This is a genomic window from Shewanella sp. MF05956, assembly GCF_059758055.1.
Map to the genome: position 1 here is coordinate 137,274 of NZ_JCAYNV010000004.1, position 25,514 is coordinate 162,787.

The 25,514-nt window shown below is 40.1% G+C and carries 26 protein-coding genes and 1 pseudogene; 17 read left to right on the forward strand and 10 right to left on the reverse strand.

Annotation, left to right across the window (positions count from 1 at the left end; all coding sequences use genetic code 11):
• The first annotated feature begins 7 nt into the window (after positions 1-7).
• The 4 genes from AC19MX_RS06010 to AC19MX_RS06025 all read left to right on the forward strand — a co-directional run bounded on the left by AC19MX_RS06010 (position 8) and on the right by AC19MX_RS06025 (position 4,424).
• Positions 8-388 carry a hypothetical protein gene (locus tag AC19MX_RS06010; RefSeq protein WP_498297041.1) on the forward strand — a complete coding sequence of 127 codons (381 nt, stop codon included), beginning with the start codon at positions 8-10 and terminating at the stop codon, positions 386-388.
• Positions 385-1,941 carry a WD40/YVTN/BNR-like repeat-containing protein gene (locus AC19MX_RS06015; protein ID WP_498297043.1) on the forward strand — a complete coding sequence of 519 codons (1,557 nt, stop codon included), beginning with the start codon at positions 385-387 and terminating at the stop codon, positions 1,939-1,941. The genes AC19MX_RS06010 and AC19MX_RS06015 overlap by 4 nt, the downstream gene beginning before the upstream one ends.
• Position 1,942: 1 nt before the next feature.
• Complete coding sequence (locus tag AC19MX_RS06020; protein ID WP_498297044.1) at positions 1,943-4,042, forward strand: BspA family leucine-rich repeat surface protein; 2,100 nt, start codon at positions 1,943-1,945, stop codon at positions 4,040-4,042.
• Positions 4,043-4,106: 64 nt separating this feature from the next.
• Positions 4,107-4,424 (forward strand): hypothetical protein, encoded by a 318-nt coding sequence (locus AC19MX_RS06025; RefSeq protein WP_498297046.1) that lies wholly within the window; start codon positions 4,107-4,109, stop codon positions 4,422-4,424.
• A 52-nt stretch (positions 4,425-4,476) separates the two neighbouring features.
• On the opposite strand, the gene AC19MX_RS06030 is transcribed toward AC19MX_RS06025, so the two are convergent.
• The 7 genes and pseudogenes from AC19MX_RS06030 to AC19MX_RS06060 form a co-directional block, all read right to left on the reverse strand.
• Positions 4,477-4,980, reverse strand: a complete 504-nt coding sequence (locus tag AC19MX_RS06030; protein WP_498297048.1) for an H-NS family histone-like protein — start codon at positions 4,978-4,980, stop codon at positions 4,477-4,479.
• A gap of 74 nt (positions 4,981-5,054) precedes the next feature.
• Entirely contained in the window at positions 5,055-6,569 is a 1,515-nt protein-coding gene (locus tag AC19MX_RS06035) for a recombinase family protein (protein WP_498297050.1), read from the reverse strand.
• 51 nt (positions 6,570-6,620) lie between these two features.
• Positions 6,621-6,869: pseudogene (locus tag AC19MX_RS06040) on the reverse strand (FKBP-type peptidyl-prolyl cis-trans isomerase N-terminal domain-containing protein); the annotation flags it as partial.
• Positions 6,870-6,990: 121 nt separating this feature from the next.
• The gene (locus tag AC19MX_RS06045; protein ID WP_498297051.1) at positions 6,991-7,341 is read right to left on the reverse strand and encodes a DUF1294 domain-containing protein; all 351 of its coding nucleotides are present in this window, start codon (positions 7,339-7,341) and stop codon (positions 6,991-6,993) included.
• A gap of 72 nt (positions 7,342-7,413) precedes the next feature.
• Complete coding sequence (locus AC19MX_RS06050) at positions 7,414-8,562, reverse strand: DUF418 domain-containing protein (RefSeq protein WP_498297053.1); 1,149 nt, start codon at positions 8,560-8,562, stop codon at positions 7,414-7,416.
• Positions 8,563-8,722: 160 nt separating this feature from the next.
• Positions 8,723-9,607, reverse strand: coding sequence for a prohibitin family protein (locus AC19MX_RS06055; protein WP_432399402.1), 885 nt, complete (start codon positions 9,605-9,607; stop codon positions 8,723-8,725).
• Between the two features lie 63 nt (positions 9,608-9,670).
• Positions 9,671-10,147, reverse strand: a complete 477-nt coding sequence (locus AC19MX_RS06060) for a hotdog fold domain-containing protein (RefSeq protein WP_188954569.1) — start codon at positions 10,145-10,147, stop codon at positions 9,671-9,673.
• Between the two features lie 157 nt (positions 10,148-10,304).
• Here AC19MX_RS06060 and AC19MX_RS06065 point away from each other — a divergent pair, with 157 nt between their 5' ends.
• From AC19MX_RS06065 to AC19MX_RS06125, 13 genes are all read left to right on the forward strand, one after another.
• Positions 10,305-11,231, forward strand: a complete 927-nt coding sequence (locus tag AC19MX_RS06065) for a polyprenyl-phosphate transporter (RefSeq protein WP_498297055.1) — start codon at positions 10,305-10,307, stop codon at positions 11,229-11,231.
• 211 nt (positions 11,232-11,442) lie between these two features.
• Positions 11,443-12,405 (forward strand): YbgA family protein, encoded by a 963-nt coding sequence (locus AC19MX_RS06070; RefSeq protein WP_498297057.1) that lies wholly within the window; start codon positions 11,443-11,445, stop codon positions 12,403-12,405.
• A gap of 11 nt (positions 12,406-12,416) precedes the next feature.
• Positions 12,417-13,850 (forward strand): deoxyribodipyrimidine photo-lyase, encoded by a 1,434-nt coding sequence (gene phrB, locus AC19MX_RS06075; protein WP_498297059.1) that lies wholly within the window; start codon positions 12,417-12,419, stop codon positions 13,848-13,850.
• 259 nt (positions 13,851-14,109) lie between these two features.
• Positions 14,110-15,321 (forward strand): NnrS family protein, encoded by a 1,212-nt coding sequence (locus AC19MX_RS06080; protein WP_498297061.1) that lies wholly within the window; start codon positions 14,110-14,112, stop codon positions 15,319-15,321.
• 42 nt (positions 15,322-15,363) lie between these two features.
• Positions 15,364-16,773 carry an ammonia-forming cytochrome c nitrite reductase subunit c552 gene (locus tag AC19MX_RS06085; RefSeq protein ID WP_498297062.1) on the forward strand — a complete coding sequence of 470 codons (1,410 nt, stop codon included), beginning with the start codon at positions 15,364-15,366 and terminating at the stop codon, positions 16,771-16,773.
• Between the two features lie 326 nt (positions 16,774-17,099).
• Positions 17,100-17,498, forward strand: coding sequence for a nuclear transport factor 2 family protein (locus AC19MX_RS06090; RefSeq protein WP_498297253.1), 399 nt, complete (start codon positions 17,100-17,102; stop codon positions 17,496-17,498).
• Complete coding sequence (locus AC19MX_RS06095) at positions 17,498-18,253, forward strand: SDR family NAD(P)-dependent oxidoreductase (RefSeq protein ID WP_498297063.1); 756 nt, start codon at positions 17,498-17,500, stop codon at positions 18,251-18,253. The genes AC19MX_RS06090 and AC19MX_RS06095 overlap by 1 nt, the downstream gene beginning before the upstream one ends.
• A gap of 55 nt (positions 18,254-18,308) precedes the next feature.
• Complete coding sequence (locus tag AC19MX_RS06100) at positions 18,309-19,577, forward strand: NAD(P)/FAD-dependent oxidoreductase (RefSeq protein WP_498297065.1); 1,269 nt, start codon at positions 18,309-18,311, stop codon at positions 19,575-19,577.
• Entirely contained in the window at positions 19,574-20,398 is an 825-nt protein-coding gene (locus AC19MX_RS06105) for a DUF1365 domain-containing protein (protein WP_498297067.1), read from the forward strand. The genes AC19MX_RS06100 and AC19MX_RS06105 overlap by 4 nt, the downstream gene beginning before the upstream one ends.
• A gap of 98 nt (positions 20,399-20,496) precedes the next feature.
• The gene (locus tag AC19MX_RS06110) at positions 20,497-21,732 is read left to right on the forward strand and encodes a class I SAM-dependent methyltransferase (protein ID WP_498297069.1); all 1,236 of its coding nucleotides are present in this window, start codon (positions 20,497-20,499) and stop codon (positions 21,730-21,732) included.
• Positions 21,733-21,793: 61 nt separating this feature from the next.
• A complete protein-coding gene (locus AC19MX_RS06115; RefSeq protein ID WP_498297071.1) occupies positions 21,794-22,312 on the forward strand; it encodes a DUF2878 domain-containing protein in 519 nt (172 codons plus the stop codon).
• A complete protein-coding gene (locus AC19MX_RS06120) occupies positions 22,309-22,974 on the forward strand; it encodes a chalcone isomerase family protein (RefSeq protein WP_432399392.1) in 666 nt (221 codons plus the stop codon). Before AC19MX_RS06115 ends, AC19MX_RS06120 begins: the two co-directional genes overlap by 4 nt.
• A 112-nt stretch (positions 22,975-23,086) precedes the next feature.
• Positions 23,087-23,587, forward strand: a complete 501-nt coding sequence (locus tag AC19MX_RS06125; protein ID WP_498297255.1) for a DUF3833 domain-containing protein — start codon at positions 23,087-23,089, stop codon at positions 23,585-23,587.
• A gap of 77 nt (positions 23,588-23,664) precedes the next feature.
• On the opposite strand, the gene AC19MX_RS06130 is transcribed toward AC19MX_RS06125, so the two are convergent.
• The 3 genes from AC19MX_RS06130 to AC19MX_RS06140 all read right to left on the reverse strand — a co-directional run bounded on the left by AC19MX_RS06130 (position 23,665) and on the right by AC19MX_RS06140 (position 25,508).
• Positions 23,665-24,009: a DUF3634 family protein gene (locus tag AC19MX_RS06130; protein ID WP_432399391.1), complete on the reverse strand. Its 345-nt coding sequence runs from the start codon at positions 24,007-24,009 to the stop codon at positions 23,665-23,667.
• 279 nt (positions 24,010-24,288) lie between these two features.
• On the reverse strand, positions 24,289-25,011 hold the full coding sequence (locus tag AC19MX_RS06135; protein ID WP_498297073.1) for a TorF family putative porin: 723 nt from the start codon (positions 25,009-25,011) through the stop codon (positions 24,289-24,291).
• 128 nt (positions 25,012-25,139) lie between these two features.
• Positions 25,140-25,508: a cupin domain-containing protein gene (locus tag AC19MX_RS06140; protein ID WP_498297075.1), complete on the reverse strand. Its 369-nt coding sequence runs from the start codon at positions 25,506-25,508 to the stop codon at positions 25,140-25,142.
• Between the last annotated feature and the right edge of the window lie 6 nt (positions 25,509-25,514).

The following is a 25,514-nucleotide window of genomic DNA, read 5'->3' on the forward strand; positions in this document are numbered from 1 at the left end:
AAGCATAATGCTTATTTCACACAAACCATTCATTTTAGATTGGAGTTTAAAAGCAGGCAATACTTATAAAGTATTAATAACTGTAAAGAACGCAATTACACTTGAAACAATAGATTTAACAGGAATTAGAATAGAGGGCGATGCTCGTATTGCTCCTACTTCTACACAATTATTTGCTATTCCAATAACAATACTGAATCAAGAAATATATCGCGGTGTATTTCAAATTGATTTAACTAGTAATTTTACTTACAGCTTATCTAGTCCAGTAAAACCAAAAACATTCAATTATGATATTGATTTAATTTATCCAAGCTTAGAACGTTATACGTTTATTGAGGGTAAGTTTGAGGTTAGTAAAGGCTACACTGAAGATGGTGACCTATGATTGAATTAACAGTAGAACAAATAGATCAAAATGGCGTAGTTGCAATTTCAACTGCAAACATAAACATCCCACTGTATACAGGTGCAAAAGGAGACACTGGTGAAAAAGGCGATAAAGGCGATACTGGTGAGCAAGGCATTAAAGGCGATAAAGGCGATACTGGTGAGCAAGGCATTAACGGCTTAGATGGTAAGGATGGTAAAGATGGAGCTGGTTTATTAGAAGCACCATTGGATGGTAAAACATATGGGCGTAAATTTGGCGACTGGTCTGTAGTAGAAACACAACTTAAAACACTAACTTCAACTACTGAATGGATAAGAATACCAAAAGGACTCGGTGCTATTGATCCAACTTATAGTGTCGTTGCTTTATCATATAAAAACACAACTATATATGCATGTATTGGTAATGGGCAAATGACAAGAAGCACTGATGATGGTAATACTTGGGTTCCTTTGCTTACTGGACAAAACCGCATCTATCCATCTTCAAGTTGTAAAGCGATTGCTGCTGATGGTAACTTTGTTATTATTGGTAGTATGTATGGCGAAGGTGCTTATAGTAACGATAAAGGTGATACTTGGACTGTTATTACAAGAGATGAATTTAATACAGGTAAAACAACTAGTCAAAGTGACTTTGAAGGTAGTGCAATAGATGTATTAGGTTATGGTATGTCAGGTAATGTTATTGTTGCATTACACGAACAAGGATATGCATCACGTTCAACTGATAAAGGTTTAACGTGGACAACTTTACCTAGGTATTTAAATTCAGGCTCTACTACAAGCTATTATAGTTCAAATGGTGGTATTGCTGTTTCAGGTGATGTTTTTATCGTTTTACTTGAAGATGGAACTGCATCACGCTCAACTGATAAGGGCTTAACATGGACTGCATTACCGCGTAGATTAAACACTCCATCAACTAGTCAAGGTAAATGTATTGCTGCTTCAGGTAACACTTTTATTGCTGGTTTTGGTGATGGTTATGTTGCTAGGTCAACTGATTTAGGTTTAACGTGGACATCGTCTATTAAAAACTTAGAAGCAACTATACCTAATACAAGTATTAATACTTTAGCTATTGATGGGTTATATGCGTTTGCTGGTTTACGTGATGGTTATTCATGTGACAGCATAGATGGTGGTTTGACGTGGAGACGTTTGCCTTATGACTTGAACATGGGTTCAACAGGTAACCATTTCTACACTTCTGCTATTCGTGATTCTAATATTATCGTTACTGGTGGTGTTGGGTTAGCTTCTATCCGCAAAACAACAGGTTACACTACTAGCAATCCAATTAATGGTGATATTGTTATTGGTGATGATGGTTCTTTACGTGTTTATTTAAATAAATGGATTGTTTATGTAGAGGAAGCTCCTTTAGATGGAAAGTCATATATACGAAACAATGGTAAGTGGGTTGAATATATAGAAACTCAGTTAGATGTAAGATCATCTGTCCTATCACTCCACACAGTAGCAGCAAATGAACCTACACAACTAGATGGTGTAGATGGTGATTTTTGGTGGATAGAGGAATAATATGTCTGGATATTTAAAGCGAGGTAATGAATGGGTTAAAGTTAAACGTGGATATAAAAAAAACACTAATGGTGATTGGAGACGTTTAACTTCTGGGTTTAAAAAAGAAAATGGAGAATGGGTTAAGATATATAAAGACCAAAAAGCAGAAACAATACTTCAATATGCAACTTCATATTTCGATTCAGAGATAACAACTAGTTTATGGTCTGATGCAGTAGGTGGAAAGAATGTTGTTAATGGAAGTAAAGTTGTTGCTTTGTCTGATTTGAAAGGAACTGATGTATTAACAGTAAAATCAAATAGCAGTTACAGTAATAATAATTATTATACAGTAAAGGGTGATAGGAGTTATATTCGTAGCAGTAGAGATTATGCTAGTATGTTGTTTGATGTAAGTTCATTGTTTGAAACTGGTTATACTATATTAGTAGGTATTCCTAATTTTGGTGTAGTTAGTTTAAATGCAACTTCAAAATTACCTAGACGTTTTTCACAAATTGTAAAAGTTAAAAATGAATTAGTTTCTTATGTTACTGATTTATTGTTTAACAAACAATTCAATATTGATAACACTGATATAACAGTAGATGATTTAAATGACTTTTTCTATTTCTTTCCATCTTTAATATCAGTTAACTCGTTTAATAAAATAGATACTCAAAACATTACTAACATGAGAAGTATGTTTTTTGGTAATTCAACATTTAACCAACCTGTTAATTTTGATACTAGAAACGTAACTGACATGACCCAGATGTTTTTAAGTGCAAGTTCATTTAACCAACCTGTTAATTTCGATACAAGTAAAGTGCAAAATATGTTGAACATGTTTAGTGGTGCTGCGAAGTTCAACCAACCTGTTAATTTTGATACAAGTAAAGTGCAAAGCTTTAATAAAATGTTCTATCAAGCTAATGCATTCAATCAAGTTATTAATTTTAATGCTCCTGTAGCTACTGATTTAGCTAGTATGTTTGAATCATCTGGTTTGAACTCACCAGTAACTATCAATGCTAGACTAGCAACTACAGCATCTAATATGTTTAAAAATGCAAGTTCATTGAATCAACCAATTTCTATTATTGGTGAGTATCTAAGCACTATTGATAACATGTTTAGTGGTTGTAGGGTGTTGAATAGTCCTGTAGAAATTGTTTCAAATAAATTATCAAATACACAAAGTATGTTTTATAATGCAATTGCATTCAATCAACCAGTAACACTAGACACTAATTACGTAACAACAATGTCTTATATGTTTAGTGGTTGTAGTGCATTTAATAGCGCTATAAACTTAGATACTAGTAACGTAACTAACATGAGTCAGATGTTTTCATACACATCAAAATTCAATCAAATATTAAACTTTGATACTAGTAACGTAACTGATATGAGTATGATGTTTTCATATGCATCAAACTTTAACCAACCACTTAACTTCAATACAAGTAAAGTTATTAATATGTCTAGTATGTTTAGTGGTGCAAGTAAATTCAATCAATTATTAAACTTTGATACAAGTAAAGTTTATACGATGTCTAGTATGTTTAATAGTTGTAGTGCTTTAAATCAAATATTAAACTTTGATTGTAGTAAACTAAACAATGCATCCGGTATGTTTAATGGTTGTATCACATATAATAAGCCTATTAACTTTACAAGCCCATATTTGACTGATACAAGTTATATGTTTAAAGGTTGTGTTGCATTCAATGAATCAATCAACATAGATACTAGTAACGTAACTAATATGACTAGTATGTTTGAAGGTGCTAATTCATTTAATACCGCAATGAATATAAACACTAGTAATGTAACTAATATGACTAGTATGTTTAAAGGTTGCAGTAAATACAATCAACCACTTACATTTGATACAATTAAAGTTACTAATATGTCTTATATGTTTAATAGTGCAATAGCTTTTAACCAACCACTTAACTTCAATTGTAGTAAAGTGCAAAACATGATTTATATGTTTAGTGGTGCAAGTGCTTATGCTAATAGTTTAAGTCATATTAAAGTGCCTTTACTAAACACTGCACCGTTTGGTTTTGGGTTACCTACTCAATTACAACCACAATGGGGTGTTGCATAATACTAAAAGCATCTAGTATGTCTTTTATAATAATTTCCACTAATAAAAATAATAAGGAAATAATATGCCTATTGAATTTATATTACTAGGCATCAGTCTAGTAGCAGCAGTGTTTGGTTACTTAATTAAAAATCAAATACAAGCAGCACAACAACGTGTAGATATGCTTGAATCATTTAATCAACATCACGCACAGAAACAAGCAAGAGATGATGTTAGATGGGAAAATCAAGTTATAGTTAATGCTAAAGTTGACTTGAACCAATACGACACAGCAGTATTGAAATCACAAGTTTCTTCTTTACATAACAGTGTAGATGAACTTAAAAAAGACATTAAAGAGGTTAATAACAAACTTGATGTTTTGATTCAACGTAAATAAAAAAAAGCCCTAGCAATAATGCTAGGGCTTTTTTATGACTTCAATGTTTGTTTTATTTTTGTGCTTTTGCTTTTAAGTAAGCTTCACGATCTTCTGAACAAACAACATCGTCTAATGTCATCATATTATCTTTTAAGTAATTTACGAAAGCATCTGGTTTACGTCCACCAATCTTACCAAAGTAAACTAAATCTTCACCATCAACTTTATAGTTAAAATGAAACTTAGGTTGTGCTTTTACGTTACGCTTTTTCTTAGGTAGATGGATTGAAGCTACAGGTTGCCCTTGTGTTAAGCTAATCAAGTCATCAATGTTTAAACCTTTAGCTGAAAGCTGGTCTTTGATTTCTTTTAAAGCGTTTAATTTAGCTTCACGTTCAGCTGATTCAGCTTCGTATGCTTCGCGTTTTGCTTCCATTACTTCTGTGATTTTTGAATACAATGATTCAGCTTCGTCCATCGCTAGTTCGCTGAACATATTTCTTATGCTGTTTTTATTAGATAAGATTTCAAGTGTAATATCGCGCTTTTCAGTTACTGTGTTTGCTAGTTGCATTTTACGGCCTCATTACTATCAGTTGGTTTTCATAATAGTAATGAGACTAAAGCAAGAAAACAACAGATTAATGCTTATGCTTCAGCATGCCAACCTTTTGGTAGTTCTTCTGGTTTAGTTGATTGTTTTATGTGTTTTACACCAAACTTGGGATTTTTGAAGTAAACGCTAAATGTTATTTCTTTTTTAACTACCACCACATCAATTTTGTCAATAACTTTTTGAAGCTCCATATTAACAATACGTCTTAAATCTATATTAGATGAGTCTAAAGCATCTTTTGTTTCAATACGTTCGATTTGTGGTTTTTCATTTTGTAGATCTAATGTTATTAGCTTAGACTTTGCTTCTTTTAGTTGCTGTTCTATTTGTTCAAACATCGAAATAGCACGTTGATTACCAGTTGAGACTAAGTATAAAAGATTAGAAGCTTGTTCATCGAGTTTAGTTACTAAAGCTTTTGTAGTAGTAATTTCATCAGTTGAATCGATTTGAAGTTTGCTAAAACGCAATGATCTAAAAAAGTTCAAGATAGTATATTCAGCATTAGGTAAGTTTATAGATTTTGCTTTACATGACTTACCATGTGCTTTATCAGAACATCTTAGATACCACATAGGTATTTTGATGCCTTTTTTTGTTGTAGTAGATAATGATGGTTGTATAGATGCTCCACAAGCACCACATTTCATGATACCAGCGAATATGTTTTGTAACTTATGAGTTTTTGTTTTTTTAATAACTCTTGATGCCATTATTTGTTGAGCTTTGTTATATGTGTCAATATTGATAACAGCAGGATAATAATCATACAAAACATCGTCTTTATGTTCAGGCTGTGAGCTAGTTAAAGCGCCATAAGTAGCAGTTGATTTGATCATTTTTAAAATTCGTTGCTCATTCCATTCAACTTTAGTTTTAAATGATTTTTTATTATAAACTGGATATTCAATACCTTCAGCTCTTAGTTGTTTAGAAATAACACTACCACCACAACCACTAAGATACATTGTGAATATTCTTTTAACTAACTCAGCACGTTCAGGGATTAATACTATTTTATTGTTTTTAACTTCCATCCAAACAGGCACTAAGCTTGTTATCACTTTACCCGTTTCAGCTGCTTTTTGTTTAGCTTTTTTATAAGCTTGTTTAGTTCTTAATGCTTTTACTTTTGACTCGTTATGAGCACGTTCCATTACAGCAATAGCAATATGGATTTTGTGAGTATCTTCGCGGTTATAAACTACACCAGTTGAAACTTCATGAACAACTACACCTGAGTTTATAATGTCCATTAAACGCGGTAGAGCGTCCATTGTATGTTCACGCCCTAAACGATCTAATGACTCAACTACTAAAGCACAAGGCGTTTGAACTTTACCTGTTTTTATAGCATCCAAGAACACACCTAGACGACCTTGCATTTGCTTACCATGATAACCAGAAGCAATGTCTTGAAAGCTATCTTGTTGGATTTCTAAATTAAGGGATTTAGCGTAGTTGTGAGTTAGTTCAATCTGTCTATCTAACCCATCACCTGTTTTTTGTTTAGTGGAACTGATACGTGAGTAAATGTATGCTCGCATGATAACAACCCTATGTAGATAACGGCTTCCGTTTAACTGTAGTTGTTATTATATGCGCGTGCCATGGTAATGCACGGTCACTTTGCTGTTGGCTTTAGGATGTTCGGTGTTGTCGCCTTTGGTGAGGATTTCATATTGCAGCCCAGACAAGGTTTGCACTACGCCTTCGCGCTTCACATTTTCAGCTAAAAACAACTTACCTTTTTCGATATTTTCTTTTGCTTCTTTTGAGTTATTCATTTGGCTGAAAAAGTAAAATATCACTCCAGCAATGACCACCACGGCCAAAATCATACGCATAATTGTTCTCAATAAAATAGGTTTAGTGGCATGAGTTTACCGCAAAACGATTGGCGCTATCAAACAACGCCAAATCTATTTTGCAAGCGGGTTATTGTTTCGCGGTAGATGTTTTAATGCTTTATGACATGTGCACTGTGGTCCAATCTAAATAGACATAACCCGCAGCGCTAATCACGGCAATATTAACCACTATGCAGCACCACAATATCCTAATAAAAGGTTTCTTTTGGGTCTTATGGCGAAAATGAAATTGACCTAACAGCGCTGCGGGCCAACCGCCAAATAACGCACAAAGGTGAAGTGTTTTTTCACTGATGCGGCGCGAGCTTTTAATCGCTGCGCGTTTATCGAGGTAATACAAACTGATGGTCAGTAAGTTAAGCGATAAAAAAATGGCGGTTAGCCAGGGTTGAATCAATGCGCTCACCATGGTGAGCACGGTTAACATTAGCCAAGCAAATTTGTTCATATGTGCGTTTTTCACTTTCAGATGATGTGATTACAGGTGACGAGGTGTTGTTTCTCTCAATGCCTACAGCGATTAGCCACGTCTTAGCACTAAATAGCGCCACAGCTTTTCCAGTGGACCTTGTTTGAAATAACGTAAATACCAATGCGCGAGCAATAGTTGCACCATGGTGTAAATGACTGCGATAGACATATAGCCCGTTCTATCTAGCTGTTGCTGCCATTCAGGGGCAAGGTAGCGGAGCAGTATAATCCCAACAATGGACTGTAGAATATATAAACTGAATGCCAGTTTACCGACGTTTTGCAGCGCGCTTAAACGCTGTGAGCTGTTTTTACACAACAAACAAATGATATGGATATACACCAAAGCACAGGCGATGGCGCTTAACAGTAAAATCACGTCAGAGAGTGCCACTAATAGTGTATTACCGCTAAAGCTCAATACTGAATCGATTAATGATAACGTCACAGCCCAAAAGAGACTTTGTTTGAGTGTCTTGGCGTCTAATCCCTTGCTAAATACTTCGCGTTTATACAGTGCCATGCCGATTAACATCAGCCCAGCAATAAACCACATCAGTGTCAGTGGGATGACCATCACCATGTAACCAAACATCATTAGGTGCAGCACTAATTGCTCTGAATAGCTGCCCGTCCATGCTGATAATTGTTCAATAAAGAGTGAGGAGTCACGCAGGTATACCTGGTCGTCTGGCGTGAGCGATATCAAAGTGATTGGGATCAGCGACATAAAAATAAACCATTTTGCCTGCCTGATTAATGCATCTGCATCGAGGTAGCGATACTTAAAAGCCAATAAGCCACTAATGCCATACGATAATAAAATATCGCCTGGGAAAATAAAAATCCCGTGAATAATCCCAAATATAATCAGCCAATATAAGCGCCACTTTTGTTGCTTGAGAAAGGTTTGTGATGAACTAGGTGTTAACTCAGATTGGTATTTTTGAAATTGAATTAACATACCCGCGCCAAACAACATTGCGAATAAGCTAAAGAAACGGCCTTCCAGGAAAAAGTTACTCAACAGCTCAATCGTAATGTCGCTAACCGGCTGCACAGCATGCGGCGCATAGCCATAAAAGCTATTGCCCATAAAATAGATATTTAAAAAGAAAATACCCAGCACGCCGACACCACGAATGGCATCAAGGTTGGCTAGGCGTTGTGGTTGAGTCGAAGCAGATTGCTCGTCCATGTGAGTTACACTGTTAATCGCAGAAGTCCTTTTGGATGATTAAAGCTTTAGCTAATTTACGCGTGAGGCAATAAAAAACCAAGCATTGTGCTTGGTTTTTTAAGATGTTAATCGTTATTGAGGATTAAACGCATCCACAACGCTGACTTAAGGTTATGGATTACTTTTTCTGTACTTCTAAAAACGGGATCGTGCCAGTCGGTAACATGGTGGTAGGCAGCTTACCGTCCCAACGCTCAGCTTTGGTTAGCTCAACCAGGTTTTGGTTTTGTGCTAAAGCTTCGGCACGGATTTTAATTGCTGACGCTTCAGCATTACCTTTAATCCGAATACTTTCGGCTTCTGCAATGGCACGCGCTAACTGAGAGTCAGCTTCTGCTTGTGCTTGAGTCACGGCAATTTGCGCGCTAACACGTTCTTTTTCAAGATTTTGCAATTGGGTTTGTACTTCGACTTCGGCGCGCATTCTGTCTTCTACCGATTTCTCATAAGCATTAGAAAAATCGATGTTTTCTATCTGTACCGAGGTAATCGTTACCGGGCCTTTGATTGACTTGGTAATGGCATCTGTCACGTCAATACCAAACTTAATACGCTCTTGTACCGCCGAGATAGCAGTGTACTTACCAAAAATGTTCTCAACTTGAGTTGGCACCTGGCGGTCGAGCAAGCGTGAAACCATTGAGTCGATGCCTTTAAACTTGGCATACACTTCTTCAACGCGATCGGGTGGCACACTAAACGTCACTGACGCACGTAAGGTAGCAGGTTGCTGATCGCGGCTATAGGCCTGCAGCGCTTGATAACTTGCGGTGTGAGTTTGAGTTGAGATTTTTACCACAGTGTCCATTAATGGAATTTTAAACCCAAGCCCAGGTTCTGCGGTATCGATAATTTTACCGTTACGCAATAATACGCCGCGTTCGCCTTGGTCAATCGTATACCAGCTGCCATATAAGCTGATAAGCATGATTAACAATATCGATACTGGAATAATTTTACCCAGGTGATTATTACTTACACTTGCGAGATCGTTTTTTAACATTATGCTTCCCTAGCAAAAAATATAATAAATTTGATTATCTTATGATTGTTTATGATTTTATAACTATTTTTTCGGTTTTTCAGAAATCCACAGCTTAATGTGGCCTTGTACGACTACCACACCATTAGTGTCATAGGCTTTTACGTCCACTAACATATCACCCACTTGCCACTGCTCTGGTGTTACCTCTGCGACACACAGAATATCAGTCCCTGCTTTAGCGGTATAGTCAACCGACATCCCTTTAGGTATCCAACGTAAATGCGCAGGAATAGAAGCTTCGGCCATGGTGCCCATTGCCATTTCTAAGCCATTACAAATCGCAATAACATGTACGGTACCAATATGGTTTTGCACTTTTTTACGTTTTTTAATTAAACATTCGCAACGATTAACCTTTAGCTCGTTAATGTACGGATGAACCGTGCCAAAATAGGGCGCCATGCGTGCGACCATTTTAGAAAAAATATGTTTGCCAAAAGGGTATGAGGTCACTTTTTTGTACAGTGACATGACTTTATTAGGTTTAGTTGGTGTCATATTAATAAAAACTCGGATTATTGAATAAATACGTTGTCTGGTCGGATGAGGTTAACATTGTTGTAACCTTGGGTGAAGCGTTAGGCACTCTTTTTCATCGCTCATTTGCTTGGCGACAGGTATAATTTTGCCAGTGCTGAATAGTTAAGGATAAATTTTGAAATCGAACTTGTTGTTGAATTATATCAAAGGTATGGCCATGGGGGCTGCCGATGTGGTGCCGGGCGTTTCTGGTGGAACCATTGCATTTATTACCGGGATATTAGATCCATTGTTAGACGGTATACGCAAAATCAATTTATCTTTGTTTGGCATTATTAAGCAGCAGGGGATTAAAGCGGCCTTTATGCACATTAACGGGCCATTTTTGCTGTGTGTGTTTGGCGGTATCTTAACCAGTATTTTTACCTTAGCTAAGTTGATTTCGTGGCTATTGGCCACCCATCCCATTCCAGTATGGTCGTTCTTTTTTGGGTTAATTATTTACTCTGTTGTGCACATGGTAAAGCAGGTAGAAAGGTACACTGCGCTGCGTATTGTCATGTTTGCCCTTGGGGTGGCCTTTGCGTGGGCCATTACGGTATTGCACCCCATTGAATTGCAGATTACTTATCTTAACTTTTTCTTTTGCGGCGCCATTGCAATATGCGCGATGATTTTACCGGGTATTTCTGGCAGCTTTATTTTGCTGTTATTAGGCATGTACCCTGCGGTACTCGCAGCAGCTAAAGGCTTCGATATTATTTATCTAGCGTGTTTTGCTGCAGGCGCTGCCATTGGTTTACTCAGCTTTAGCCATGTGCTATCGGCCTTGCTGCGTAAGTTTCACGATGCCACTGTGCTGTTTTTAACCGGGTTGATGCTTGGTACATTAGGTAAAATTTGGCCGTGGAAAGAAGTGATTAGCTGGCGCGAAAACAGTAAAGGCGAACAAGTGCCTTTACTGGAGCAAAACTTATCGCCGTTTCAGTTTGAACAAGTTACTGGTGAGTCATCACAAATTGTCATGGCCATAGTGTGTGCGCTGGTCGGTATTGCCTTGGTGTGGGGCCTTGAATACGTAGGTCATAAAGCGAAGGCGTAGGTTGGTTAAGTACAACGACCTCACTATTTAACTAAATAGACAAGCAGAATCTCGGTTCTGCTTTTTTATGCTTCAAATTTAGCTGAAAACGTTCTATAAATAATGAACTTAATTCATTTTCATTTCGTATTATGAAACATTAAACCCACAATAAGTGGGTATGATTTGCTTGAAAACAGGCAAAATCAATTCGGTCTCAGGAGTATTATAAATGCCAGATACAGTCACATTTGTGCCAGAAAAAATCCAAATTGGGATCAGCAGCTGCTTATTGGGCAATCAAGTTCGTTTTGATGGCGGCCATAAAAACTCTTATTACTGTAAACAAGAAATTGAACCTTTTTTTGAATACACCACTGTTTGCCCAGAAATGGCGATTGGCATGGGCGCACCACGCAAAAGTATTCGTCAAATTCGCGACGGCGACATTGTGCACATTAGAAGTGCTGATGGTTCGTTAGACGTGACTGATAAGCTTAATGAATATTCTCGAAGCAAAGTAGAAGAGCTCGACTACCTAGGCGGTTATATTTTATGTGCAAAGTCGCCAACCTGCGGAATGGAGCGCGTAACCGAATATAAAATTGGCACTAATAACGGCAGTAAGACAGGCGTTGGTGTTTTTGCAAAAATATTAATGGAACGTTACCCGTTTTTGCCAGTAGAAGAAGAAGGGCGTTTACACGATCTACCAATCCGAGAAAACTTTTTTACTCGCGTATTTGCTTACAACGATTGGAAAAAAATGAACCAGTCTGGGCTAACTAAACACAAACTAATGCAGTTTCATTCGCGTTATAAATACTTGCTAATGGCGCATAGCCCTAAATGGTATCGCGAGTTAGGTCCAATATTAGCCGACATCCAAGATCTAGAACAAACGGCGCAGCAGTATTTCGAAGGCTTTATGACGGCGTTAAAAATTATTGCGACGCGTAAAAATCACACCAGCACATTGCAACATATTCAAGGTTATTTTAAGAAGCAATTAAGTGCAGATCAAAAAGAAGAATTGAGCGAATCGATTTTAAAATACCGCCAGGGATTATTGCCTTTATTAGTACCTATTACCTTAATTAACCACTATGTACGTGAATTTCATACACCGTATATTCAAGAGCAAGTGTATTTAAATCCGCATCCTGAAGCGCTTAAGCTTCGTTATGCCTACTAGGTCGAGTATTAATGAGTAATATGAATAGCCTGATGTGGTTTAGGCAAGATTTGCGAGTTGCAGATAACCCTGCTTTAGTGGCTGCTTGTGAGTTTGCCAAACAACATCAAGGTCAGGTGAGAGCGTTATATATTGTGACGCCGTCGCAATGGGCGCAGCATGATGTTGCGCCAATACAAATTGATTTTATAGAGCGTCACGTTAATTTGTTAGCTCAGTCGCTTGCCGCTTTAGGTATTGCTTTAGATGTCATTCATTTGCAATTGTTTAGTGATACTCACGCCGCGTTAAATGACTATTTACAGCAGCACAATATTGATGCTGTGTTTGCTGGCAGCGAACCTGAAATTAATGAGCGTCGCCGTGATGCGCAATTAATTGAACATGGTGTGCCGCTGACATTAATCAATCAAGATTGTGTATTTGCTGCCGGAGACGTGCTTAACCTGTCTGGCGACATGTACAAGGTGTTTACGCCATTTGCCAAAAAGTGGAAAAGTATCGCCAGCCAAAAAGCCATATTACCAGTTGCAGCACCTGCTCCCGTCGCAGCGTCATTAACATTGCCTGCCAATATTGAATTTAATTGTGCTAAACGTAGCAGCGAGCAATGGACTGCAGGCGAGGGCGCAGCCAAACGAATATTAGATCAGTTTTTAGTAAACCAAGTGGCTGACTATCAGGCAGAAAGAGACTTCCCTGCGCTTGACGGCACCAGTCGTTTGTCGCCTTTTTTAGCGCTTGGTATTATTAGCTCACGCCAGTGTGTCGCGGCAATTCTAGCGCGTTATCCAGAGGCGTTAGTTGACGATACCAGCCCTGCTAAAACCTGGCTGAACGAATTGATATGGCGTGAGTTTTATCGTCATTTGCTGGTGGCTTTTCCACGGTTGTCGATGGAGCATAACTTTAACGAGTTGGGCGATGGCATTGTGTGGCGCAATGATCCACAAGAGTTTAAGGCCTGGTGTGATGGCCAAACCGGTTACCCGATAGTGGACGCCGCGATGCGTCAATTAAATCAAACGGGTTGGATGCACAATCGTTTACGCATGGTGGTAGCGAGCTTTTTAACCAAGCATTTATTGGTCGATTGGCGTTGGGGCGAACGCTACTTTAGGCAACAACTGATTGACGGTGATTTAGCGTCTAATAATGGTGGTTGGCAATGGTCTGCCGGAACCGGTTGCGATGCTCAGCCCTACTTTAGGGTGTTTAATCCGATGATGCAAAGCAGTAAATTTGACCCAGACACCAGCTTTATTAAGCGTTATATTCCTGAAATTGCCCGGTGGTCGATTAAAGATATCCATGAGCCTAAATCGGTTAACGTGAATGATTTATTTGCTCAACCGGACAACCAGGGTTATCCCAAGCCAATTGTGGAACACAAAATGGCACGCTTAAGAGCCATTGAAGTATTGAGTGCACTCAAGCGCGGTTAACTAGCGTTTTCTTTAATTTTTTTTAGCACGATAAATAAAAGCCAACACCGAAATCGGTGTTGGCTTTTTTGCGTTAGATCACAGTATGGCCAGCTTAGTTTGCATTAGCTAAGGGGAATGATTGAAGTAATGTATTGGGCAGCATACAATGGCCTCAATTAAAGATTTATATGTTATACATGTTTAAGTCTTATGCATGTTTAAATCTTATACATGTTTAAGTCTTATGCTTTTAACTCATTAAACGAGTGTGCTGCTTATGCTAAATATTGATGACCCTGCTGAAATTGATAACACCCCTGCGATCTGGCGTTTAGGCTTTAGGCCATTTTTCCTTGGCGGTGCTGTTTTGGCTGCGTTGTACATTCCGCTATGGTTAATGGGCTGGTTTACGCCGCAATACAGTTTATTTAACAGTGAGTTTTGGGCCAATGTGGTGCCGTTATGGTGGCACCCGCATGAAATGCTGTTTGGTTTTGCCATGGCCATCGTGTGTGGTTTTTTACTGACCGCAGTGCAGGCATGGACTAATCAACCGACGATTAAAGGCCGCAGTTTGATGCTGACATTTGCATGCTGGCTCATTGCTCGATTAATGCTGCTTCTGCCAATGAATATTCCATTAGTGCTTCCAGCCTTATTCGACAGCTTATTTTTAGGCTTGAGTGCGTTGGCATTGTGGCGCTGTATTTACCCGGTAAAACAATGGCGTAATATTGGTTTTCCATTGCTGCTAGTGGTGGCTCTCGTGGTTAATCTCGTCAGTTATTATGCGCTGTATCAACGCGATTTTTCACTTTCAACTCAGCTATGGCAGGGAATGATTTGGTGGGTCGCCATGATCATCACCATTGTAGGTGGCCGAGTCATTCCATTTTTTACTGCAATGCGTATTCAACAACCGAAGCCAGATCCCATTAGTATATTAGAAAACACGTTATTATTGACGATGGGAATATTGTTTATACAAGCTGTAAGTCACTGGCTTCCGAAAGGGATTGAGCAGATATTACTGGCAGTTGCTGGTGGATTACACCTTATTCGTTTTGCTCGTTGGCAAGCACATAAAACGCTAAAAGAACCCATGCTCTGGTCTTTGCATTTAGCGTATTTATCTTTGCCTATCACGCTTATTTTGATGGCAATCAATATTAATAACGAATATGCCTATCGCACGCTATTACATCTTTTTGCAGTGGGCGGTATTGCAGCATTGTGTTTATCGATGATCTCGCGCGTATCACTGGGCCACACTAGCCGTAATATTTATCAAGGCCCTAATATGACATTAGCCTTTTTGAGCATCGCGTTAGCCGCCGTGTTTAGGGCAATAATGCCGTTATTCATGCCAGAGCACACCCAAATGTGGTTATGGATTGCTGGGATGTTTTGGTTTATCGGCTTTGGGATGTTTGTGTGGTTTTATGCGCCTATTTTAATGCGTCCTCGACTCGATGGTCGTCCTGGGTAATGTTCAATTTATATCGATGATTTCTGGTGAAAGGCAAACTGTATGATTAATTTACTAGTAGAAGTAATGATGAAAACTTCTCGTCCACTACGCAGTAAGCTTGGGCTGATAGTGCTTGCTACTGGGTTGGCATTATTAACCCTGACATCTTGGTCTTTGCAAAGCGCAGAGGTCGATCCAAACCAAATTAAGTTTCCTAATCAGTTTGACTCTTGGCAGGCAACGGTTGAGCAAGAAGGGCGTGAAGACATGTTGGCGCAATACCCTGCCAGCATTATTTTATGGGCCGGTTCATCTTTTGCTAAAGAGTATCATAGCCCGCGTGGCCACCAGTTTGCGGTTGCCGACGTCACTCATACTCTACGTACCGGTGTGGCAATTGCTGAAGGTGATAAAGGCTTATCGGCCAGTTGCTGGACCTGTAAAACCCCAGATGCACCCAGATTAATGAAAGAAATGGGTATCGAAGGGTATTCAGGGGCTAACTTTGTTGATTTAGGCCGCGAGATAAAATCTGTGGTGTATTGCAGTGACTGTCATGTTGACGGCAGTGAAAAACTGGCATTACCGCGCCCACATGCACAAGATGCGATGGCAAAAATTAAACTGCCATTTGATAAACAAGACACCACCATGCAAGGTGCACAGGTATGCGGTCAATGTCATGTGACGTATTACTTCCAACCCGAGAAAAGTAACAAGGTTAATATCCCTTGGATTTTCGGCAGCACCGCTGATGACATTGAAAAATATTACGATACTCGTCGATTTTATGAATGGATCCACCCGATTTCAAAAACACCAATTTTAAAAGCTCGTCATCCTGAATTTGAGCATTGGAGCCGCTCTACTCATGCTAAAAAAGGCGTAACGTGTATTACTTGCCATATGCCAGCAACAAAAGATGCCCAGGGTAATACGTTTACCGATCATAAAGTGGCAGGTGCCATGGATAACTTTGAGCAAACCTGTGCCAGTTGTCACAGCAGTAAAGCAGCCATGGTGAAAAAGCTCGATAAAACCAAAGCCAATATTGAAGCCAAAGCACGTAACGTAGAGTCTTTATTAGTTCAGGCACATTATGAAGCGAAAGCGGCATGGGATGCCGGGGCAACATGGCCACAAATGAACGATTCGATTATGGCGATTCGTCATGCACAGTGGCGCTGGGACTTTGCTATGGCATCGCACGGTTTATATGCTCATAACCCTAAAGAAGGTGTTGCATTACTCGACATGGCAACCGAGCAGATTACGTATGGCCGTGAAGCATTAGCCAGAGTGTTGAATCAACTTTCGGTTGAAAAAGTGGAGTATCCAGATTACAGCACCAAAGAAAAAGCCCACGCAGCCATCGGATTTATTGAAGCTGACGCCATTAAAGCGAAACAAGCCTTTATTAAAGAAGAGGTCGATAAACATTGGCAACCGGTAGCAAAAACCGGCTATTAATTTGTTTTGTTGAGCCATTGAATGACAAACGCCCAAGCTTAGCTTGGGCGTTTTGCTTTTTACCTACCATAGTGATCTGCATTTTGCCTTATTTCGTATCAACTCATAATTGAATTAGTATTGCTTTAGCTGCATGAAACACTTTTATCTTATTGTGATATAAGGCATTGTTGTATATGTGTTTGCTTAAGGTACCGTAATGGCGTAATAGGAGTCTGTTAATGCAAAGCGCACAGTCGATAGTTGATATTTCATCAAAACCGTTAAAGGGCGAAAATACCAGCCCTAGTAATGGTCATCCTGCTATTGTTGATGCCTTTATTGATATGTATCAGCAGCTTAATAAAGATAATTTGTTTTTACTGCGCCAAGTGTATCGAGACGACATTATGTTTCGCGACCCCATGCATCAAGTTAGTGGTATTAACGATCTCATTCAATATTTTGCCAATATGTACCTTAATGTCACTCACATCGAGTTTGATATTAACGAGGTGGTAGTGAGCCATAACAGCAGCCAGGCAGCATTGTATTGGACTATGGCTTATTCGCATCCCAAGCTTAATAAAGGTCAAACAATCCACGTTGAAGGCATGTCGCAGCTTAAATTTGATGACAAAATTTACGCTCACCGAGACTACTTTGATTTAGGTCAAATGCTTTATGAGCAAGTGCCTTTTTTAGGCGGTTTAATCGGATTGCTAAAAAACAGAGCAGCAAAATAATGGTCATGACAATCGCAAAATCACCTGCTGTATTAATTACTGGCGCCAGCTCCGGCATTGGTTTGGCGTTAGCTGAACACTATATCAGCAAAGGCATGGCGGTTATTGCCTGTGGCCGTAATCGCGATGCACTGCAAAAAATCAACGGTGCTACCGCGCTTGAGTTTGATATTACCGACAATGCCCAAGTGCAAGTGGCAGCGACTGAGCTTAAGCAGTTACTGCTTGATAATCACTGGCAGCTACAGCAAGTGATACTCAATGCCGGCAGTTGTGAGTACATCGACGATGCATTGCATTTTGACTCAGCATTATTTGCGCGGGTAATTAACACCAATGTGGTTGCGACGGGCTATTGTCTGGAGCATTTTTTACCGTTACTCAGCAGTGGCGCACAGCTTGGATTAATGAGTTCAAGCGCAACCTATTTACCGTTTCCTCGCGCTGAAGCGTATGGCGCATCAAAAGCCGCGATTAGTTATTTAGGCCGCAGTTTACGGGTTGACTTAGCCGAACACGATATTGGCGTTAGCGTGATTTGCCCAGGATTTGTTAAAACGCCACTCACCGATAAAAATGATTTTGCGATGCCAATGCAAATTACAGCCCAGCAAGCCGCAGTGGCGATTTTTAACGGCATGAGCAATCAGCGAAAAGAAATTCACTTTCCAGGTAAATTTACCTGGTTACTTAAATTAGCGTCACTATTACCCGAGTCATTGTTAGTGTCTTTATTGGCAAAAAAGTCTAATTAATCAGTTAATAAATTACTCTGAAAATGATTTGATAGCGTACTCCAAGGATTATTAAATGAAAAACATCGCCGTGATTGGTACAGGCATTTCAGGCTTAACTTGCGCACACTTATTGAGCCGTCAACATAAGGTGACTGTTTTTGAGGCTAACGATTATATTGGTGGCCATACCGCCACTGTAGATGTTGAAGTTGCTGGTAAGCAATACGCGATTGATACCGGTTTTATTGTCTTTAACGACCGCACTTACCCTCGTTTTGAAAAGCTCATGGCACAACTCAATGTTAAGTCTATGCCGACAGAGATGAGCTTTAGCGTTAATAATGCCATTACTGGACTTGAATATAACGGCCATAATTTATGGAGTTTGTTTGCCCAGCGTCGTAATTTATTTCGCCCCAGTTTTTACAAATTCCTTGGCGAAATAGTGCGTTTTAATAATGGCTGTAAAGCGATTTACGAAGCTGACAAATACCCAAGCACCACGCTGGGTGAATACCTTGATCAAAATGATTTTTCTGCCTTTTTTTGTGAGCATTACATCTTGCCAATGGGCGCCGCGATTTGGTCGGCCAGCATTGACGATATGCGTGGCTTTTCACTACGATTTTTTATTCGATTTTTTCAACACCACGGTTTGCTCAACATTAACGACCGCCCACAATGGTATGTGCTTGAAGGCGGCTCACGCAGTTATATTCCGGCATTAACCGCGCCGTTTAAAGAGCGTATACACCTTAATTCGCCGGTGACAGGGATTAAGCGCAATGACGATGGCGTGCAAATTCAAGTCTTAAATGGTGAGTGGCAACAGTTTGATGATGTGGTATTGACGTGCCATAGCGATCAAGCACTTGCCATGCTAACCGACCCAAGCCAGGATGAAACAGAAATATTAGCGCCGATGGCCTATCAAAATAATGAAGTGGTGTTACACACCGACATTAACGTATTGCCAAAGCGCAAAGCGGCCTGGGCCAGTTGGAACTATCGCCTCGATGGTGAAAATGAGTTAGATATCGCTCAGCGTCCAGCAAGCGTGACCTACAACATGAATATCTTGCAGTGCCTACCCAAAGACGCACCTACATTTTGTGTGACACTCAATCAAACTGATTTGATTGACGAATCAAAAATTTTGCGTAAATTTAATTATGCGCACCCGGTGTTTAATGATGCCAGCATGAAATCACAAGCTAAAAAATCGCTAATCAATGGTAAACGTCATACTTATTATGCGGGTGCCTATTGGCACAATGGTTTTCATGAAGATGGCGTGCGCAGTGCTGTCGACGTGTGTAATTTATTTGGGATCGCTTTATGACGCTAACTTCATCGCCACAGAGCTTACATAGCGGTATTTATACTGGCACTGTCAGCCATCGTCGCCATGTGCCTAAAGTGCACAGTTTTGGCTACAAGTTGGCGATGATGGCGATTGATTTAGACGAAGTGGATGCCATATGCGCGACCAGTAAACTCTTTTCGACAGATCGATTTACACCATTAAAATTTAAGCCTAGCGATTATTTAAATGAATTGGATAAGCAATTTTCTAACGCGTTAGTTTTACCTACTGCTTGTCATGGCAATGACGCTCGGGCGTTAAAGCAACGGGTATTAGCCACAATTAAGCATTTAGGCGCGAGCCTGCAATGTGACAGAGTGATTTTTTCGGGACAAATTCGCCATTGTGGTCTTTATTTTAGTCCCGTTAATTTTTACTTTTGTTATCACCATGACGAAATGGTTTATATGTTGGCAGAAGTGAGCAACACACCCTGGAATGAACGCCATTGTTATCTTGTCGACATCGCCAATACCACTCATACCGACAAGGTGTTCCATGTTTCACCATTTATGAATTTAGACATGCACTATTTATGGCGAATTACCGCGCCCGCTAAGTTTTTAAAGGTGACTATTGAAAATCGCAACGCCAACAACGATAAATTATTTGATGCAGGGGTGGTACTTAAACGCCAAGACATAAGTGCGAAAAGTGTGCGGCAGTTTATGCTGCATTTTCCGCTCATGACAGCCAGCATTATGTTGGGTATTTACTGGCAAGCACTCAAGCTATTTGTTAAACGTATTCCCTTTGTGAGTAAGCAGCCGACAAAGCCATCTAATCAACATGGTTAACAAGTCAGCAAAACAATTGTAAACCAAATGGACTGACGCAACGTATTGACTGTGAATAAGGTGATATAGCCTACGCAGTGATGAACTGGAGACAAAAAATGGAAAATACAGCCACAGAAAATAGCATGGCTCAAGCTGGTTTATCAGACAGTCTGGCAAGAAAAATTTTATTACGTGCACTCGCACATCTTGCAGAAGGTCATTTAACGATTGTTGACGGCAACCAGACGGAAGAGTTTGGCGATATTAAAAGTGATATCCATGCAACGATGCAAGTCATGCACCCTAATTTTTACCGTCAGGTAGTGTTTGGTGGCTCAATTGGTGCCGGTGAAGCCTATATTCAAGGTCACTGGTGCAGCCCAGATTTAACCAAAGTCGTGCAAGTGTTTGCGCGCAATCTAGCATTACTCGACAACATTGAGCGTTATTTTTCATGGTTAAGTAATGGTGTTAGCCGTTTAAAGCATGTATTAAATCGAAATTCTGAAGCGGGTTCTAAACGCAATATTTTGGCGCATTACGATTTAGGTAATGACATGTATCAGCAGTTTTTAGACCCAGAAATGATGTACTCAAGTGCGTTATACCCGGCTGACGACAGCACTTTGGATGAGGCGCAAATCCATAAGTTGCACACCATTTGCGAACGTTTGGATTTAACGCCTGGGCAAACACTATTAGAAGTTGGCACAGGTTGGGGCGCACTCGCGATATATGCAGCCAAGCATTTTGGCGTGAATGTCACAACCACAACGATTTCAGATGCGCAATATGACTATGCCGTAGCACGCGTTAAGCAAGAAGGCCTAGAAGACAAGATCACTTTGCTTAAACAAGACTATCGACTGCTCACCGGTGAATATGACCGCGTAGTATCGATTGAAATGATTGAAGCGGTGGGGCATGAATACTTGGGTGGTTTTTTTGAAAAGTTACAACACTTATTAAAACCTAATGGGCGTATGCTCATTCAGGCCATTACCATTGCCGACCAGCGCTACAATAGCTACCGTAAAAGTGTTGATTTTATTCAGCGTTATATTTTTCCCGGCGGTTGTCTGCCTTCGGTTAGTGAAATGACCAAACACATTGCCAAAAAGACTGACATGGTCACCTGGTCTGTGAGTGATATGGGCAAAGACTATGCTCGTACATTAAAGCACTGGCATGAAAATTTTGATGCGGCTTACGACAAGATTAAAGCCTTAAACTACGGTGATGATTTTATTCGCATGTGGAAGTTCTACTTAAGTTACTGTGAAGGTGGCTTTTTAGAGCGCACAACCAGTACGGTGCATTTAGTTGCAGTAAGACCACTATACCGCCTGTAATAATGTCCCTTATGCGTTGCTCGCATCCTGCGAGCAACCTTGCTTGTGCGACGAGGTAGTTATGCCTAATCCAAAGCTATTTATCTTCCTAAATGCGTTATCTTTTCAATTGGTGTGGTGGGCCGGAGTGCTTGCCGGTAACCAGCTTGTTTTATTGTCTATTTTACTCATACTGGGTCATTTTCTTTTATCTCAAGCGCCACGACAAGATCTGCAGCTTATGTGTCTGTGTGCAGTGATTGGCATGAGTGTCGATACCGCATTAACCTTGTTTGGCGTATTTGTGTTTGCCGAGACACCATATTGGCTAGCACTGCTTTGGCTCGCATTTGCATTAAGCCTCAGATACAGCCTAGTGTTTTTTCAAAAGGTTCCTGTGTTTTGGCAAGCCCTGTTTGGCGGTGTGTTCGGTACCTTAAGTTATGTTGCAGGTGCAGAATTTGGTGCAGTGTTATTACCACATGGGCAATGGGTCAGTGGCATTGTGCTGCTAGTGATCTGGAGTGTGTTGTTTCCCGTATTGTTGTTAATAAGTCGCGGTGAATACACTGCGGATCTTACTCAGGAGAGTCGGCAATGAAAACGGTAAATGAGGCGGTTAATGTTACCCGCAGTGCTTATCAATGGCTGGTGGAGTTACTGTTTGGCGTAGTCGGTGCCACTGTCGTCATGGTTATTTTGACCCTGAGCATGGGTGATGCGATGGCAAATCAAGATGCGACAGCGAGCAATAATACTCAAGCGTTTCTTTTATCAACATCAGAGCTATCAACATCAGAGCTATCAACACCTGAGCAATCATCATCCAATTTAACCATGCGTCAGGTCGGGTCGGCGAGTATGAGCATGATGTGGTTCGACATCTACAGTGCCAAGCTGTACTCAAGAGACGGTAAATATCAGGCTAATCAATTGCCGTTAAAACTTGAGATTGAATATCACCGTAATATTGAAGCAGAAGATTTAATTGATGCCACCGTCGACCAATGGCAACACTTAGGGATACCTGAACAACAAATTAATGAGTATCGCGAACAATTAGCCAAAGCATGGCCCGATGTGAAAGAGGGTGACCGATTAACCTTTATGGTCAATACGGCCACTCAAGCTGAGTTTTTATTTAATGATAAACCCTATTTTCAAGTGAGTAATGTGCAGTTCCCTGCTGACTTTTTGGCGATTTGGTTATCCGAAAACACCAGCCGCCCTAAACTGCGCCAGCAACTCATTGGCATGAATTAAATACGATTAAGGCTGAATTATGTTATCTAAATTGACCCATTTATTGAACGTCACAACCTGGAAAAAGTCATTGCGTCATAGCGCCATATTTGTACTTTTTGCCTTGGGTGCAATGTCGTGTTCATCTGCATCAATTGACGACTATGCCGACACCAATCCTAAGCTGGATTTAGCTCAGTTTTTTGATGGCAAATTAACGGCTGCTGGTGTCGTACAAGATTTTTCTGGCAAGGTTACCCGCAAGTTTACCGTTGTTATGGAAGCTCAATGGAAGGATACGCCGCAAGGTAAACAAGGCGTAATCAATGAGTGGTTTGTCTATGATGATGGTGAAAAACAAACCCGAGTGTGGACCATTATCGATAAAGGCAACGGTCAATACCAAGGTACAGCCAATGATATTTTAGGCATTGCGCAAGGTGAATCGCGTGGCAGCGCATTGCGTTGGCGCTACGACATGCTATTGCCTGTCGATGGCAGTGAATATGAAGTCCATTTTGACGATTGGATGTTTTTAGTTGACCCAAATACCATTATTAACAAAAGCGACATTATTAAGTTTGGTGTTACCGTTGCACAGGTGACCTTAGTGATTTCAAAGCAAGCCGATTAATCTTCGCATCGTTAACAAAAAATGGACTCAATTGAGTCCATTTTTTGTTAACGGCCGGCAGCTTCTGCTGAACATGACTAGCCTTTCAATTTTGATGAGTCTTGCTGTTTTTTATCGTAATACTCAAACGGGAATTGATTACGAATTTGCTGAGTTAAATTATCACCCACGTTGGCAGAAACATGCAGGCGCACATGGCCTGACTTTTCCGCTCTAATGGTGCAGGTCAGTTTGTTTGATTTAGCAATGGCACGGGTTTCTCGTTCAAAACGTTCTGGAATTTTGCCTTTATGGTTGCTGAGCTTGCCGTCTTTAAAATGCATTTCAAAAATGGTTAAGCCACTACTGCTGCTAAAAATGAGTTTATACGCGAGAAAAATCAATCCAACAATCACCAAAATTTTAATGATGGTATCAGCCATAGTTCGCTCCTTTGTAGCGCATATTTAAGGTGTTATATTATTGTAAGATACTCCCGTAAGCGCGGTATGCAATGCAATTTTTTTTAAATTTATGCGCGATGTCTAAGTCTTACAAAAACGATTTATAAAATGGACTGTTTTAACGCTTCTATTATTATCGATTATGAACATAGGCAGTTTAAGAAGGTTAGGAAATAAAAAAACCGCACTTAAGCGGTTTTTTTATATTCACCAGAGTCTATTTTTATAAGTACAAACTCGACTGGTTCACCGTTGCGATTAGAACGAGTAACTAATGCTTGCTAATAATGTGCCGGTGTTTTTATACAGATCAGAACTGACTTCGTTATCACCGTCAATGTCAGTGTCTAAATAAGCAACCGACAGCCCGAAACCCTGTACTTCAGTTGATACACCAATAGAGTAATCAGAGTAGCTGTCAAAGCCTTCGCCGTCATCAATGGCGTCGCCAAAGTTGTAGCCATAATGCAAATCTATGCTCCAGTTTTCGGCAAACTCCCAGCCATAGTTTATTTCGGTGTAATGTAGATCTTGATCACTTCCACCATAGTCATTGGTAAACCAGTAAGCGGCTCTAAAACCATTAAAGTCGATGCCTGCGCTCACTTCTAAATAGTCGAGTTCGCTGTCTCCAGGGTAATTATAACGGTACAAGGTTAAGTCATAGCTGGTGTCATCGTTAATCTCACCATAGTAACCGGCATACAAATCAATTTCGACGTCAGGGCCGTTGTAGCCAGGTTCGTCAAAATCGACGTTACTGCCCCAAGCGCCAACAAAGAAGCCACTGTCATGGCTCCAATCGATATTGCCTTGTAGCGCAGGGTCGCCAGCGGTTTGTGATACACCACGGAAGCGGTAATCATTGGTTACGCTCACTGCGCCAGAGACTTCTGCCGTCGCTAACGGAGCCAGTAGGGTAGCTGATAATGTTAATCCGCTTAACAGTGCAATTCGCGTTCTTTTAAATGTTTTCGACACGATATTATCTCCATTTACATAAAATGCAGTCGCTGGTGTTTAGTTATCCTGCGACCACTAATGCCACTTATCAGAAGCAAAACCGTTAGGTTCTGTCTGTACCGCATGGCGGTTAAACGTTATGGTTATTAAAGTTGTTGCTCAAACATAACGTAGATTTTTTTACAATGCTCAATCACTTCCCACGTGCCGATAAAGCCTGCGGGAATAACAAATTTATCACCAGCCTTAACCGTTAAACTGTTGCCCTGACTGTCGGTAATGATGCTGCAGCCTTCGAGAATATCGCAATACTCATATTCGCTGTAGCTCACATTCCAGCTGCCAGCTTCACTTTGCCACACGCCAACGTTAAATTGCTTACAAGGGCTTTCAAAATGATTTTGTACCGATTGCAGCGGGTTTCCCGTGATTCTTTTTTCATCCGCTAAGCGGTACGACTCAACCTCGGTAGTTTGATCGCTAAATAAGGTAATGTCGCTAATGTGTTTACTCATAATGTG

Excerpts from the sequence above, each read along its gene's own strand:
- AC19MX_RS06010 (WP_498297041.1), top strand. The coding sequence starts at position 8 with ATGCTTATTTCACACAAACCATTCATTTTAGATTGGAGTTTAAAAGCA.
- AC19MX_RS06015 (WP_498297043.1), top strand. The coding sequence starts at position 385 with ATGATTGAATTAACAGTAGAACAAATAGATCAAAATGGCGTAGTTGCA.
- AC19MX_RS06020 (WP_498297044.1), top strand. The coding sequence starts at position 1,943 with ATGTCTGGATATTTAAAGCGAGGTAATGAATGGGTTAAAGTTAAACGT.
- AC19MX_RS06025 (WP_498297046.1), top strand. The coding sequence starts at position 4,107 with ATGCCTATTGAATTTATATTACTAGGCATCAGTCTAGTAGCAGCAGTG.
- AC19MX_RS06030 (WP_498297048.1), bottom strand. The coding sequence starts at position 4,980 with ATGCAACTAGCAAACACAGTAACTGAAAAGCGCGATATTACACTTGAA.
- AC19MX_RS06035 (WP_498297050.1), bottom strand. The coding sequence starts at position 6,569 with ATGCGAGCATACATTTACTCACGTATCAGTTCCACTAAACAAAAAACA.
- AC19MX_RS06045 (WP_498297051.1), bottom strand. The coding sequence starts at position 7,341 with ATGAACAAATTTGCTTGGCTAATGTTAACCGTGCTCACCATGGTGAGC.
- AC19MX_RS06050 (WP_498297053.1), bottom strand. The coding sequence starts at position 8,562 with ATGGACGAGCAATCTGCTTCGACTCAACCACAACGCCTAGCCAACCTT.
- AC19MX_RS06055 (WP_432399402.1), bottom strand. The coding sequence starts at position 9,607 with ATGTTAAAAAACGATCTCGCAAGTGTAAGTAATAATCACCTGGGTAAA.
- AC19MX_RS06060 (WP_188954569.1), bottom strand. The coding sequence starts at position 10,147 with ATGACACCAACTAAACCTAATAAAGTCATGTCACTGTACAAAAAAGTG.
- AC19MX_RS06070 (WP_498297057.1), top strand. The coding sequence starts at position 11,443 with ATGCCAGATACAGTCACATTTGTGCCAGAAAAAATCCAAATTGGGATC.
- phrB (WP_498297059.1), top strand. The coding sequence starts at position 12,417 with ATGAGTAATATGAATAGCCTGATGTGGTTTAGGCAAGATTTGCGAGTT.
- AC19MX_RS06080 (WP_498297061.1), top strand. The coding sequence starts at position 14,110 with ATGCTAAATATTGATGACCCTGCTGAAATTGATAACACCCCTGCGATC.
- AC19MX_RS06085 (WP_498297062.1), top strand. The coding sequence starts at position 15,364 with ATGATTAATTTACTAGTAGAAGTAATGATGAAAACTTCTCGTCCACTA.
- AC19MX_RS06090 (WP_498297253.1), top strand. The coding sequence starts at position 17,100 with ATGTATCAGCAGCTTAATAAAGATAATTTGTTTTTACTGCGCCAAGTG.
- AC19MX_RS06095 (WP_498297063.1), top strand. The coding sequence starts at position 17,498 with ATGGTCATGACAATCGCAAAATCACCTGCTGTATTAATTACTGGCGCC.
- AC19MX_RS06100 (WP_498297065.1), top strand. The coding sequence starts at position 18,309 with ATGAAAAACATCGCCGTGATTGGTACAGGCATTTCAGGCTTAACTTGC.
- AC19MX_RS06105 (WP_498297067.1), top strand. The coding sequence starts at position 19,574 with ATGACGCTAACTTCATCGCCACAGAGCTTACATAGCGGTATTTATACT.
- AC19MX_RS06110 (WP_498297069.1), top strand. The coding sequence starts at position 20,497 with ATGGAAAATACAGCCACAGAAAATAGCATGGCTCAAGCTGGTTTATCA.
- AC19MX_RS06115 (WP_498297071.1), top strand. The coding sequence starts at position 21,794 with ATGCCTAATCCAAAGCTATTTATCTTCCTAAATGCGTTATCTTTTCAA.
- AC19MX_RS06120 (WP_432399392.1), top strand. The coding sequence starts at position 22,309 with ATGAAAACGGTAAATGAGGCGGTTAATGTTACCCGCAGTGCTTATCAA.
- AC19MX_RS06125 (WP_498297255.1), top strand. The coding sequence starts at position 23,087 with ATGTCGTGTTCATCTGCATCAATTGACGACTATGCCGACACCAATCCT.
- AC19MX_RS06130 (WP_432399391.1), bottom strand. The coding sequence starts at position 24,009 with ATGGCTGATACCATCATTAAAATTTTGGTGATTGTTGGATTGATTTTT.
- AC19MX_RS06140 (WP_498297075.1), bottom strand. The coding sequence starts at position 25,508 with ATGAGTAAACACATTAGCGACATTACCTTATTTAGCGATCAAACTACC.